This is a genomic window from Rhodococcus sp. PAMC28707, assembly GCF_004795915.1.
GTDB lineage: Bacteria > Actinomycetota > Actinomycetes > Mycobacteriales > Mycobacteriaceae > Rhodococcoides.
The window spans coordinates 2,892,492-2,905,549 of the sequence record NZ_CP039253.1 but is presented as its reverse complement, the minus strand read 5'-3'; the positions used below and the strand labels follow the sequence as shown (position 1 = coordinate 2,905,549).

The 13,058-nt window shown below is 63.1% G+C and carries 14 protein-coding genes and 1 riboswitch; of the genes, 5 read left to right on the top strand and 9 right to left on the bottom strand.

Features of this window, described 5'->3' with window-relative positions; all coding sequences use genetic code 11:
• Nucleotides 1–7: 7 nt before the first annotated feature.
• Both E5720_RS13225 and E5720_RS13220 read right to left on the bottom strand, forming a co-directional pair.
• Nucleotides 8–334, bottom strand: coding sequence for a GNAT family N-acetyltransferase (locus E5720_RS13225; protein ID WP_179142241.1), 327 nt, complete (start codon nt 332–334; stop codon nt 8–10).
• A 78-nt stretch (nt 335–412) separates the two neighbouring features.
• Nucleotides 413–739, bottom strand: a complete 327-nt coding sequence (locus E5720_RS13220; RefSeq protein WP_136171033.1) for a GNAT family N-acetyltransferase — start codon at nt 737–739, stop codon at nt 413–415.
• Nucleotides 740–1,009: 270 nt separating this feature from the next.
• On the opposite strand from E5720_RS13220, the gene thiD reads away from it, so the two are divergent.
• Entirely contained in the window at nt 1,010–1,864 is an 855-nt protein-coding gene (gene thiD, locus E5720_RS13215; protein WP_136171032.1) for a bifunctional hydroxymethylpyrimidine kinase/phosphomethylpyrimidine kinase, read from the top strand.
• 216 nt (nt 1,865–2,080) lie between these two features.
• On the top strand, nt 2,081–3,496 hold the full coding sequence (locus E5720_RS13210) for an amidase family protein (protein ID WP_136171031.1): 1,416 nt from the start codon (nt 2,081–2,083) through the stop codon (nt 3,494–3,496).
• A 112-nt stretch (nt 3,497–3,608) separates the two neighbouring features.
• On the opposite strand, the gene E5720_RS13205 is transcribed toward E5720_RS13210, so the two are convergent.
• From E5720_RS13205 to thiO, 6 genes are all read right to left on the bottom strand, one after another.
• Nucleotides 3,609–5,087 (bottom strand): M28 family peptidase, encoded by a 1,479-nt coding sequence (locus E5720_RS13205; RefSeq protein ID WP_136171030.1) that lies wholly within the window; start codon nt 5,085–5,087, stop codon nt 3,609–3,611.
• A 24-nt stretch (nt 5,088–5,111) separates the two neighbouring features.
• Nucleotides 5,112–5,909, bottom strand: a complete 798-nt coding sequence (locus tag E5720_RS13200; RefSeq protein WP_136171029.1) for an ABC transporter permease — start codon at nt 5,907–5,909, stop codon at nt 5,112–5,114.
• Nucleotides 5,909–6,871, bottom strand: a complete 963-nt coding sequence (locus E5720_RS13195; protein WP_136171028.1) for an ATP-binding cassette domain-containing protein — start codon at nt 6,869–6,871, stop codon at nt 5,909–5,911. Before E5720_RS13195 ends, E5720_RS13200 begins: the two co-directional genes overlap by 1 nt.
• An 83-nt stretch (nt 6,872–6,954) precedes the next feature.
• Complete coding sequence (locus E5720_RS13190; protein ID WP_247596329.1) at nt 6,955–7,656, bottom strand: thiazole synthase; 702 nt, start codon at nt 7,654–7,656, stop codon at nt 6,955–6,957.
• Nucleotides 7,657–7,699: 43 nt separating this feature from the next.
• Nucleotides 7,700–7,915: a sulfur carrier protein ThiS gene (gene thiS, locus E5720_RS13185; protein WP_136171026.1), complete on the bottom strand. Its 216-nt coding sequence runs from the start codon at nt 7,913–7,915 to the stop codon at nt 7,700–7,702.
• Complete coding sequence (gene thiO, locus E5720_RS13180; protein WP_136171025.1) at nt 7,912–8,973, bottom strand: glycine oxidase ThiO; 1,062 nt, start codon at nt 8,971–8,973, stop codon at nt 7,912–7,914. The genes thiS and thiO overlap by 4 nt, the downstream gene beginning before the upstream one ends.
• A riboswitch (TPP riboswitch) is annotated at nt 8,972–9,084 on the bottom strand. (Overlaps the previous gene by 2 nt.)
• Nucleotides 9,085–9,109: 25 nt before the next feature.
• Between thiO and thiE the strand changes: the two genes are divergently transcribed.
• Nucleotides 9,110–9,802, top strand: coding sequence for a thiamine phosphate synthase (thiE, locus tag E5720_RS13175; RefSeq protein WP_136171024.1), 693 nt, complete (start codon nt 9,110–9,112; stop codon nt 9,800–9,802).
• Nucleotides 9,803–9,854: 52 nt separating this feature from the next.
• On the opposite strand, the gene E5720_RS13170 is transcribed toward thiE, so the two are convergent.
• Nucleotides 9,855–10,694 (bottom strand): NUDIX domain-containing protein, encoded by an 840-nt coding sequence (locus E5720_RS13170; RefSeq protein WP_136171023.1) that lies wholly within the window; start codon nt 10,692–10,694, stop codon nt 9,855–9,857.
• A gap of 67 nt (nt 10,695–10,761) precedes the next feature.
• Between E5720_RS13170 and E5720_RS13165 the strand changes: the two genes are divergently transcribed.
• Together E5720_RS13165 and E5720_RS13160 are read left to right on the top strand one after the other, a co-directional pair.
• On the top strand, nt 10,762–12,066 hold the full coding sequence (locus tag E5720_RS13165) for a hypothetical protein (protein WP_136171022.1): 1,305 nt from the start codon (nt 10,762–10,764) through the stop codon (nt 12,064–12,066).
• A 32-nt stretch (nt 12,067–12,098) separates the two neighbouring features.
• Nucleotides 12,099–13,058 (top strand): glutamate ABC transporter substrate-binding protein, encoded by a 960-nt coding sequence (locus E5720_RS13160; protein ID WP_136172677.1) that lies wholly within the window; start codon nt 12,099–12,101, stop codon nt 13,056–13,058.

The window sequence follows — 13,058 nt, the reverse complement described above, 5'->3', positions numbered from 1 at the left end:
TCGAGCGTTAGGCGACCAGGTCGAGAAACTCGGGATTTCGTGCGAGGTATCGCTGGACATAGGTGCAGATCGGGACTATCCGCCATTGGCGGTCGCGTGCGGTGTTGAGCGCTCCACGGACAAGCACAGCTGCCCAGCCGCGGTCGCTGAAGTCCTCTTTGACCACGGTGTGCATGAAGGCGACGGCACCGTCGTCCGCATCTCGATACCCGAGGATTCCGACGAGTTCTTCGCCGACGAACAGGTCGAACCGATTGTGCGCGGTGTTGTCTTCGATTCGCACCGCCGCGGTGACGGCGGCCGCAGAAGTTAGGTCGATGCGACTGTGATTCATGTCACCATGAGAACAGTAGTCGGGCCGATTGGCAACGGAACCGAGTAATTCGACGCAGGCAGGGTGAAACCGTTACCTCTAGAGCGGAACGACGACGTCGGAGTAGTCGGGATTGGCGACGACGAATCTTTGCACATAAGTACAGACCGGCTTGACCTTCCAGCCGTACGATCGTGCGCTGTCGAGTGCCCTGCGAACGAGAATCGCTGCAAGGCCTTGATGTCCGAAGTCTTCCGTGACCACGGTATGCATGAACGAGACGACGCGAGCGCGAGAACCACGCTTGAACGAACCCTCGACTTCGTAGTAGCCGATAATTCCCACCAAGTCGCCATTCAGCCTCAATTCGAATCGATTCTGGTCCGTATTGATGGACACCTCTGCACTGGGGGAGCTGGCGAGCACAGGTCACCTCCTTTGCTGTGTAAGACGTGAATGAGAAATTCGAGTTGTTACTAAGATGTGACCTTCACCACTATTAAACATGCCAGTACGAGGCTTGTCACCCATTTGCGCGAACAAACCTTCGGTTACGTAGTCATGCAACGTCGTCGCAACACCCCGGCTGGTAACCGTCATATAGGCAGCCACTATTTCATTGTGAACCAACAACATTCATGACAATGGGCACATCTGCGGAGACCGTGCGGACCGTTGCCGGTACTGTCACCTCTCGTGAAGCTCCTACCGCTGACGCCCGACGGATCCACCCCCGTCCGAGCGCTGACGATCGCCGGTACCGATTCGGGCGGCGGGGCGGGTATCCAAGCCGACAGTCGGACGATGGCACTGTGCGGCGTCCACGCCTGCGTAGCCGTGGCCGCGGTCACCGTTCAGAACACCGTCGGCGTTTCCGGCTTTCACGAAATCCCACCGAGTGTCGTCGCGGATCAAGTTCGCGTCGTGGTCGGCGACATCGGAGTCAGCGCAGCGAAGACAGGAATGCTCGCCTCCACGGCCATCATCGAGGCCGTCACCGCTGTCTGTACAGAGGTAGGAATCGGGCGCGATCAGCCGGTGCCATTGCTGGTAGACCCGGTCTGCGCGTCGATGCACGGCGATCCATTGCTGCACGAGGAAGCCCTCGACGCAATCCGCACGACGCTGTTCCCCATTGCCACGATCGTCACGCCCAATCTCGATGAAATCAGGTTGATCACCGGCATCGTCGTGGTCGACGACGACTCCGCACGCCGCGCAGCCGAGGCGCTGCACAAACTGGGCGCCCAGTGGGCCCTGGTCAAAGGTGGCCATCTCCGCACTTCGGACAAGAGCACTGACATCCTGTACGACGGCGACACATTCCTCGAATTCTCCGGCCCCCGCATCGACACCGGCAACGATCACGGTGGCGGTGACACACTCGGTGCGGCTATCACCTGCGCGATGGCGCACGGTTACTCCGTGCCCGACGCCGTCGCGTTCGGCAAGGAGTGGGTCACTCGATGCCTCGAGGCGTCTTACGACCTCGGCGCGGGCCACGGCCCGGTGTCCCCGCTGTGGCGACTGCACCACACGGAGAATGCATAGATCTTCCTCGGGGACACCGCTGAGCTCGGGCGCTTTGGATAGGTCAGCGTCGCCCGCTCCACTGTTCACAGCGCTATCTCAGCCGTAGGCGCTCGTCCCGGTGGGTGAAACACGTCACTATTCGACCAATGGTTGAGATTACGGTAATCACAAGTGCGGCATCAAAATTGACTCGAGCTGCGTCGCAGGTCGCCACCTGGGCGTTCAGGAGGAAACATGCAAGAGTTGTTCGACGAGCGCGATATGACGGGGTTGGCAAAGGCGATCGCTGACAAAGAGGTCTCTGTCAGCGAAGTCGTCGAGTTCGCACTTGCTCGAATCGCCGAGCGCAACCCTGCGATCAACGCCCTTGTCGCCGAGCGCTCGGACGAGGTACGCGCCGAGGTGGCGGCCGGGCTGCCGGAGGGCCCCCTTACCGGCGTGCCGTTTGCGATAAAGGACCTCTCCACCGATGTCGCCGGGTTGCCGACGACACATGGATCTCGGCTTTTCGCCGACGCGGTGGCCAAGACCGACTCGCCGATTGTCTCTGCCTACCGACAAGCCGGAATGGCCATCGTCGGCAAGACCAACACCCCGGAATGGGGCCAGAACGCCAGCACCGAGCCAGCACTGTTCGGGCCGACACACAATCCGCACCGGCTTAGTCACTCCCCAGGCGGATCTTCGGGTGGAGCGTCGGCGGCGGTCGCCTCGGGCATGCTGCCTGCCGCGCACGCCAGCGACGGTGGCGGCTCCATACGCATCCCAGCGGCGATGACAGGGCTAGTGGGCCTCAAGCCATCGAGAGGCCGAGTCATCGGCAGTAACGTCCTCACAGCGCCCTTGTCAGTACAACACGCAGTTACACGAACCGTGCGGGACTCTGCACTGCTCCTCGACATCGTGTCCGTGCCGCAGCGCGGGGCTCCGGTGACTATCGTGCAGCCGTCCCGCCCGTATGTGCAGGAGGTGGGTGTCAACCCAGGCGTGCTACGGATCGGCACTATGACGCACTTGCCGAACGGCACACCCGCACACGCGGACTGCGCGGCGGCCGTCGACGACGTCGCGGCGCTGCTGGCGAGTTTGGGGCACCAGGTGTCCGTCGGAAAGCCGGACTTCGCGCTAGGCGATAATTCCGCTGTAATACGACAAGGAACAGCGGCGTCGATGGCGATGGCGATAGACGCCCGGCTGGAGCATCTCGGCCGAGGGCTCCGAGACGATGATCTAGAGGCCGCGGTGCGAGTGGTCTACGAACGCACGAAGTCACTCGGCGCAAGCGCGTTCCCTCTCGCCATGGAAAGACTCAGCGTCGTCGCGGAATCAGTCGGCAAATTCTTCGCTGACCATGATCTGCTGGTGACGCCGACCCTCGCTGAGCCGACACCGCCTCTCGGGCTGCTCGATGCCAGCAACATCGAGTCGATCTGGACGTACGCGGGGGCTTACAGCGCGTTCGCGAGCCCCTTCAACATCACCGGCCAGCCAGCAATCTCGCTGCCCCTGGGCCAGGACTCGACCGGTATGCCGATAGGGGTGCAGTTCGTGGCGGCGTTCGGTCGCGAGGACTTGCTGATCCGCATCGCCTCGCAGATCGAGTCTGCGCAGCCCTGGAGCATCACCCCGATGTGGCCACCAGTGAGCTGACCACAGCGCCCACGCACGGTACCGCCACACCCTCACAACATCGCACAACTAGGCACGATGCCCACCTGGGCCGGGTTCACAGAATCGGACGTAACCGAGGGTTACCCATACCTCATTCTCCTGACCGCGCCTCGGTACGTGCCGCCCCCGAGGGAACTCCGTTCGGGCCGTCGATCTCCTGCGCGAAAGTTCCGATGCCGAACGCTACAGCCGATGCATTCGAGCCCAAGGCTGTTCGGTCGATATTGGCGAGGGTGTCTTCGGCGGTGTGGTAATTCTGGTCGAACGTCTCCTCTGCCGTCCCACCCCATTTAGCCGCCTGTTCGGGCGATTTCGTCTCGTCCGCACCGCTGAACACTCCCCCGGATGGAATCCCGATGTCGATGAACGGGCCGTAATCTGAGCGGCCGTCGAAGTCGGTCCCGTCGGCGGCGATGCCCTCCTGCTGCAGACGCTCGAGAAATACCCGCTCGATCGCTTCCGATCCCGGCGGACCCGCCGGAGCGCCGACTTTGTCCGAGTTGTCGCCGTCGTAGGCGAGGTAGCCGGCGTTGTGCGAGGCAATCATGTCGAAATTCAGATACAGCGCGATTGCCGCTTCGTCCTCCTCGCTCAGCCCGTCGACATATTCGGTCGACCCGACGAGCCCAGGCTCCTCGGCCCCCCAGAACGCGAAACGTACAGCGTTGGTGATGTCCGGTTCGCTTCCCATCTTCAGGGCCGTCTCGAGAACCGCGGCCGTGCCACTGCCGTTGTCGTTGATGCCCGGCCCCTCGGGAACGCTGTCGAGGTGAGCGCCCGCGACGACGACGTTCTCGGTGCTGCCCGTCTTGGTTTGCGCAATGACGTTGCGACTCTTGGTGGTTGTAGTTTCGGTGTCGAGAGTGAGCGTCAATTCCGGCGCCGACGCCACGATCGGTCCGTCTTCGGCGCTGACGCCACCGGCGGGAATCTTCGCGATGTCGGCGCTACCGAGCGTGCCACCGTCGAGCGGTCCTGGCTCGTTGTTCACCACGATGATCGCGACAGCACCCAGCTCTGCTGCGACGGTCTGTTTCGCGCCGAACGGACACACGCCCCGGTCGACGACGACGATGGCACCGGACACCTCGAGACCGTCGTAATCTGTTGCTTCGCAACCAGGTGAACCGTCGGCCGGGGCGAGAACCACCCGTGCGGTGATGCCATTCGGCGGAGACGACGGCGAATAGGTCAGAGCGTTGACCGGCAGCTTCTGCTCACCTGCAGAGAGCCGTTGGGTATCGGCGGTGAATTGATCGAACTCGAATTCGGGTGTCTCCACCGCGAATCCGGCAGACTCGAGCTGATCGACGACATAGTCGACGCTCGCGTCGTATCCAGGAGTACCCGCTGCGCGATTGCCGTTGTTGTCGGTGGCAATTCGCTCGAGTTGTTCCAGGTGAGCGATGACGCCCTCCTCGGTGACGGCGTCGGCAAGCCCCCTGCCGTCTGCTGTCGCAACCGGGGTAGGAGCAGAGATGGCCGGTTGATCCTCATCCGAAGACGAGGAACAACCGGCCACCACGAGCATGCCTGCTGCGAAACCTGCCAGAAGGGTTGTCCGTCGCATGCATGCACCTTAACTGCACAAAGGTCAGGCGTCTCGACGATTCGTCACCAACACTGCAGCACCGAAGATGACCGCGGTGAACACGATGAAGTAGATCAGACTACCGATGGGCCCCCAGTGGAAGTCGATGCCGCTGTCCTGACCGAGGAAGTTGCTGGTGTTCGCCCACGGCAGGAACGGTTGAACCGCACGACCGAACGAGCCGAACAATCCGAACAGATTTTCGATGACCAACGGCCACAGCAGCAGTAGTGCGATAGCACCCGCCGACTGCCGAAGCAGCGCACCGACACCGACCGCGATGATGACCTGAAGGAACGCCAGAATGGCCGTGCCGTAGATGACGCGCCAGGTGCCGTCGGTGTCGAAGCTCAGCAACCTTCCGGCGTCGGACCCTGCGGTCGCCTTGGCAAGGTAGAACGCTCCGAGGCCGAGAACCAAACTGAGCAAGAAGCCGAAGACCCCGATCAGCAGGGCCTTTGACGTCAGTACTGCGGCTCGGTTCGGGATGGCCTGAAAGGTGGTCCTGATGACGCCGAAGCGGTATTCGCTGGTGACCGTCAATGCCGCCAGGATCATGAGCACCAATGCCCCGAATCCGCCGACACCGCTGCCTACCGCCTCGAACGCGGACGGAAAGAACGGTTCGAAGTCGGGCGTATCACCCTGTGCAACTTGATTGTTGTAAGAATCGATACCCAATTTGGACGTGATGCCGACGATCGCCGCCAAACCGAGTCCGAGCACGATAATGGCTATCGTGCACCACCACGGCGACTTGGTCGAGGTGATTTTGATTCGTTCCGCTGCCAGGACACCCATCAGAGTGAACCACCCATCGCTTGCTGAATGTTCGGATCTTCGGCACCTTCGCCGTGGAATTGCACATCGTGTCCGGTGAGCTTCATGAACGCTTCCTCCAACGACCCACGCTGCGAGGACAACTCGTGCAACACAATGCCGGCACGGCCGGCGATGTCACCGATCGCGTCGGTGGACGAGTCGACGACGACGAGCGAGGGCTGAAGCTCCTCTGCCGAATCCGGTTCGCGCACAGTCAATCCGGCGGAGGTCAACGCACTACGAAGCGCGTCGAGCTGCGGGCTTCGAACTCGGACCGAGGCCTCGGACGCGTGGTCGATGAAATCCTGGACCGACGAATCGAAAATCAGCTTTCCGCGACCGATCACCACCAGATTCTCTGCTGTCTGAGCCATTTCGGACAGCAGGTGACTCGAAACGAGGACCGTTCGGCCTTCGGCGGCGAGACGCTGCATGAATTTGCGAATCCAGACGATGCCTTCGGGGTCGAGACCGTTGACCGGCTCGTCGAAAAGAAGGACTTTCGGATCACCCAGAAGCGCACCGGCAAGACCGAGTCGCTGTGACATACCAAGTGAAAACCCGCCCGCATTCTTCTTCGCGACGTCGGTGAGGCCGACGAGCCGAAGCACCTCGTCCACTCGAGACTTCGCGATATCGTTGGACGCGGCCATCCACTCGAGATGTGCCCGCGCAGACCGGTTGGGATGCACCCACTTCGCATCCAGCAGCGCACCGACCGTCCGGAGCGGCTGCTTGATCTTGTTGTAGGGCTTGCCCTCGATCAGCGCCACCCCACTGGTGGGGCGGTCCAATCCGAGGATCATGCGCATGGTCGTCGACTTGCCCGCACCGTTTGGTCCGAGGAAGCCCGTGACGATGCCCGGCTTCACCGTGAAGGTCAGGTCTTCGACCGCCGTGGTGTTTCCGAACTGTTTGGTCAGTCCTTTGACTTCGATCATGGGACTCACTGTCCACTACCGAACCACCCCGGCGCATCACCCCTGAGTCGCGACCGAGGGTCATCCTTTGGGATGACGTGCAACTACATCGGTGAACTCGCCTGAGCCCAGAAACGTTTCGGTATCCGGCCGGCCCGACGGGCCTGGTAACCGGCCACGACGGCATGCTTCATCGCCGACGCCATGAGCGCAGGGTCTTGTGCCCTGGTGACCGCGGTTGCCAGCAGGACGGCATCGCAGCCGAGTTCCATCGCCAGCGCCGCGTCGCTTGCCGTGCCGATGCCCGCATCGAGGATGACGGGCACGGTCGCGGCGTCGACGATCATCTCGATGTTGTGTGGGTTCGAGATGCCGAGGCCGGTTCCGATGGGCGCGCCGAGCGGCATGACGGCGACGCAGCCGATGTCTTCGAGTCGCTTGGCCAGGACAGGGTCGTCCGTGGTGTAGGGCAGCACGTTGAATCCGTCGTCGACCAGTTGTTCTGCGGCCTTGACCAATTCGATGGCGTCGGGCAGCAGGGTTCGCTCGTCGGCGATGACCTCGAGTTTCACCCAGTCGGTCTCGAGCGCCTCACGTCCGAGTTGCGCGGTCAGTACTGCCTCCGCGGCACCGCGACATCCGGCCGTGTTCGGCAGTGGCGCGATGTTCAGCCTGCGCAACAGGTCGAGGACACCGGTGCCACCCGCGGCGTCGACGCGACGCATTGCCACGGTGGTCAATTCGGTACCGGAGGCCACGAGGGCTTCTTCGAGAACCGTGAGATTCGCCGCTCCACCGGTGCCCATGACCAGGCGCGAGTCGAACGTCCTGTCCGCGATCTTCAGCGAATCAACCACCCTGCACCGCCGTCAGCACGTCGACGGTCCAGCCTTTGCCCACCATCGTCGAATCCCAACGGCTCTTCGGGAGCACCATGCCGTCGACGGCGACGGCGATTCCCTTCGGTGGCATCGAAAGATGTTCGAGCAGTTGACGCATCGTCATCTCTTCGGTCAGGAGGTGGTCCTCGCCGTTGACGGTGACACCTATTGCCAGAGCAGTCATGGTTTCCTATCTGTGGTGAATCGGGCCGGGTCTGCGGCCTTCGCTTCGATGAGTGCGTCGTCTTCCAGTAGTGCAGCGACGGCGTCTGCGGTGATGGGCGTCAACAGGATTCCATTGCGGCCGTGGCCCGAGGCGACGATGACGCGGTCGGAGATCTTGCCGATGAGTGGCAACCCATCGGGGCTCATCGGGCGCAGGCCTGCCGCACATTCGTGAAGTTCGTATTCGCCGAGGCCCGGCAGCAACCGCTCTGCGTCGGCGATGAGGTCACGGACGCCTGCGACGGTGACCTGGGTGTCCTGACCCGATTCGTATTGTGTGGCCCCGAGAACCAATCCGTCTCCGCGCGGTACCAGGTAGATCGCGCGTCCGTGGACGCTGCCGCGGATCGTTCGGGTCGGCGCAGGTGTGGCACTGGGTCTGCGTCGTAGACGCAGTATTTCGCCTTTGACGGCCCGGACCGGTACATCGGTGAGTAGCGCGGAGGTTTGGGCGCCTGCTGCCAACACGATGCGGTCGGTCGTCAGTGCGTCGAGATCGGTGACGGTGTCGGTGGAGAATTCGACGCCGCCGCTCATCGCTGCGGTCTGCAGTGCCTCGAGCAGCATGCGGTTGTCGACGGCCAGTTCGGTGGGTGCCAGCAGGCCGAGACGAATGTTCGGTGCGAGGGAAGGTTCGAGCTCTCGGATCTGGGCCCGACCGAGGATCTCGAGCTCGTGCCCCTGCTTCCCGACCCAATCGGCAATGGTTCGCAGGTCCGTCGCGTCGGCTGCATCGAGGGCGACTGTCAGTGATCCGGTAGCGGAGAACACCGACGGGCCAGGAAGTGCTCGTGCGAATTCGGGCCACCTGGCGAGGGAATGCGCGCCGAGCTCGAGCAGTTCGTGTTCGCCCGGCCATCCCTCGGACAGCGGCGCGAGCATTCCCCCTGCCACCCATGATGCGCCGGTGCCGACCGACGGGTCGTGGAGCCGCACGGACCAGCCCTCGCGCGCAGATCGTGCGGCCACTGCCAAGCCGATCACTCCGCCACCGACCACGGAAAGGCTCTTGGGCACTTCTCACCACCTCACTCCCTGCGCCGGCATGATCCGGTTCAGGTATTGACGGTAAGGACTGGCGTGTCCACTCTCAGCCCCACGTACCTCGGGACTCCCGTGTATCGACTCTCGCCAACAGACTACCGTTGCCGGTGTGCAAAGCGATCGGATCATCCGCAACCCGGAAGCGCGTGAGCGTTTGACATCAGCTCGGCTTTATCTGTGCACCGATGCTCGACGCGAGCACGGCGATCTCGCTCAGTTCGCCGAGGCCGCACTGTCCGGTGGCGTCGACGTCATTCAACTTCGCGACAAGAACTCCGAAGGCGAGCGCACGTTCGGCCCGCTCGAAGCCAAAGACGAGCTGGCTGCGCTGGCAATTCTGTCGGCCGCCACCACACGCCACGGTGCGCTCCTCGCAGTCAACGACCGCGCCGACCTTGCCCTCGCATCGGGCGCCGACGTGCTGCATCTCGGCCAGGGCGATCTACCGGTTCACTATGCGCGCCAGATCCTCGGCCCCGACGTCGTCATCGGGCGGTCGACACAGAATCGCAGCCAGGCCGCTCTCGCTGCCATCGAGGACGGCGTCGACTATTTCGCTACCGGGCCGATCTGGGCCACACCGACCAAACCGGACCGGAAAGCAGCCGGTCTGGACCTGTTGCGCAGCACCGCGGAATCCGCTCCGACGCGGCCGTGGTTCGCCATCGGAGGGATCGACGCCGAGAACGTAAACGAAGTTCTTGCCGCGGGCGCGGATCGCATCGTCGTCGTAAGGGCCATCACCAAAGCTCGGGATCCACAGGCAGCTGCACGGGAGCTCAAGCTCGCGTTGCAGGGCTGACCTCGCGTTGCAGGGCTGACCTCGCGTTGCAGGGCTGACAGAATCCGTCTGGTCAGCCGAGCCAGCCCAGCACGATCGACGGCGAGAGCACCTGCACCGACGTCGGGAGCCGTTGCTGCAGTCCGCGGTCAGCGGTGACCAAAGCAGTGAGTGTCGTCGACGCCGCTGCCTGTGATGCGAGTTCGTCGTCCCCACTGCCGGCGGCGTGGATGACGGGGACTCTGATGTCCTCGAACTGTGCTGCTCGTGCTTCACCTTCGAGGACTGCCTCGATCCGGGTGAGCCAACCGAAGCCGACACCCGGCAGCTCGACGGTTCGCGGAAGGGTGCCCGCCAGTGAGCTCAGCAACTTGCCGGTTGCGCCGCTGCGATCGCGCCACCAACCGTCGGGCCTCGAGCCGAGTACGTTCGCGGTGTCCAGCAGAACTCGCAGCGGGCTGATGCGCAGGGAGGCCCAACTGGCGGCGAATCCCGGGTGCAGTGGAAGTTGATCGACCATGTCCTCCGGAACCCACCGAAGTTCGGTGCTCTCACCGTTCATCGTGGTGTCGAGTTGGGTGGCCGCGTCGGCGACGACAGTCGTGTAGGACCATCCGCTCGCCATCCGCGCCGTCTCGACTTCCCCGCGCACGAAGACGTTCTCGGCACCGATTCCAGCTTCCTCGTCCGCTTCACGAACAGCGGCGTGCACGTTCGTTTCGTGCGAGTCCTTTGCGCCCCCCGGCAACGCCCACGTCCCACCTTGATGGCTCCACAGCGCCCGGTGCTGCAGGAGGACCGTCGGCTCACCGTGCGGCGAGGGCGCCCGCAGTAATAGCCCAGCCGCGCCGTGCTTGCCCCAGTGCCGCGTGCCGTTCTCACCAACAACCCACCCGTCACCGTCGCCACGCATACCGACACCCTAGGTCAACCTTCCGGTAGGCGTACGGACGGTCGCTCCGGCTTATATGCTCGGTACTGTGATTGTGGTCGGCACTACGCCCTCGGCTGCCGTACCTCCTACGACGGCTGCCGTGACGTCGGAGGCCGATTCTCGACGCGAACTGCAGCGTCTGATTCGGTCCACGCCGGCGCGCATGATCGCTCTGGGACTGATACTCATCATCGCTTTCGTAGTCACCGGCACCGTTACCGCCATCTCGGTATCCGAGCGAGCCCGGACGCTCGACACGCTTCTCGTTCGGACCGAGCCACTCGCCAACTCGGCGCAGAACCTCTACGGCGCACTGTCCGTTGCCGACGCGGCTGCCTCGACTGCATTCATCGCCGGCGGGCTCGAGCCCAGGGACGTTCGCGATCGATACACCCAGGCGATCGGAAATGCCGGCACCGAATTGATCCGGGCATCCGACGGGCTCGCGGTTTCGGACGACGAAGCACGGACAGTTCTCATGGAGATCGGCGCGGGCCTGCCGGTGTATACCGGACTGGTGGAGACCGCCCGTGCCAATAATCGCAGTGGCAATCCCGTCGGTGCGGCGTACCTGGGTGAGGCGTCGACGCAGATGCAGACCTCGTTGCTGCCCCGTGCCGAACGCCTCTACGCCGAGCAGGCCGCTCGGGTATCTAACGACCAGGAACGCTTCGTCAATCCACCGTTCGTGGCGATCGGTCTCGTTGTGGTGTGCCTGATATTGCTGGTGCTCGCACAGATATACCTTTCTACCCGCACCCGCCGAAAGCTCAACGCGGGATTTCTCGGCGCCTCCCTGGCGATCTCGCTCCTACTCGGGTGGATGTTGGTGGCGGGGCTGACTTCTTCGATAGCCACCGACCGCGCGCTGAACCGCGGTGTCGCTCCGCTGCAGAAACTGACTTCCGGGTTCATCCTGGCGCAGCAGGCCCGCGCCGACGAAACACTCAACCTGATACGACGCGGTAGCACCAGAGAGTTCGACGCGGAGTTCGCGCAGAACACCGATCGTTTGACCGAACTGTTTGCCGACAATGCCGATATGACCGGGTCGGTCGCCGCGTGGAAGGCCTCGCACGAGCGGATAGATCAGGCACTCGCCGTCGGCGACTTCACTACTGCTGTCACCGTGGCCACCGGCAACGGTGTGCAGGATTCCTCGACCCAATTCCGCTTGCTCGACACGATGCTCGACAACGGAATCGACGATGCCCGTGCTGAGCTGCGCGGCAATGTGGTTCGCGCCAAGTCGGTGCTGACCGGACTTGCCTCGGGCGCGATCGTCCTCGCGATCACTGCTGCTGCAGCGGTCGGAGCAGGGCTCATTCCGAGGTTGCGTGAGTACCTGTGAAACAGTGCGTTCCCCTTCGTTTCTCGTTCGCCATCCTCGCGATCGTCGGCGCACTGATCGCGGGATGCGCAACCGAGGACGCGGTACCGGACGTCCCTGCCGTCAGCTACACCGAACCACCGCTGCCCGACGGCGCAGGACCGGTGACCGCATCTCCCGAGCCGTCGACCCCGGATCCCCAGTGCGATCGCCCCACCGCCAGTCTCCGGCCGATACCGCCCGGAGCAGCCGGTCAGAATGCCCCACCGATGCCGACCGTCGACGCGATCAAGGAACGCGGGCGGTTGATAGTCGGGCTCGATGCCGGTAGCAATCTCTTCAGCTTTCGCGACCCGATGACCGGAAAGCTCGTCGGATTCGACGTGGACATCGCGCGGGAGATCTCCCGTGACCTGTTCGGCGATCCTGATCGGGTGGATTTTCGGATAATGTCCTCCGCCGAACGGATCGAGGGACTGCAGGATTCCACGGTCGACATCGTGGTGAAAACCATGACGGTCACCTGTGCTCGCAAAGAGGACGTGTCGTTCTCCACCGTGTACTTCCAAGCGCAGCAACGTGTTCTGGCGGTCAAAGGATCGGGGATCGACGGTGTCGCCGATCTCGCGGACAAGCGGGTATGCGCGGTGGACGGTACGACGTCACTGCGAAGGCTGCAGCGCATAGTGCCGACTGCTCAGATCGTGACTGCATCGATGTGGTCGGATTGCCTTGTCGTGCTTCAACAACGCCAGGTCGATGCGATCAGCACCGACGACGCAATTCTTGCCGGTCTCGCCTCGCAGGATCCATACCTCGAGCTGGTTGGGGCCAGTTTGAGCCCTGAGCCTTACGGCGTCGGAATCAAGAAGGAGAGCGAAGACTTGGTCAGATTCGTCAACGGCACCCTCGAGCGGGTTCGGTCGGACGGCACGTGGAATCGGTTGTACGACAAGTGGCTCACGGTAATGGGTACCTCTCCGGGCCCTCCCGCGCCTATGTACGTCGACTGA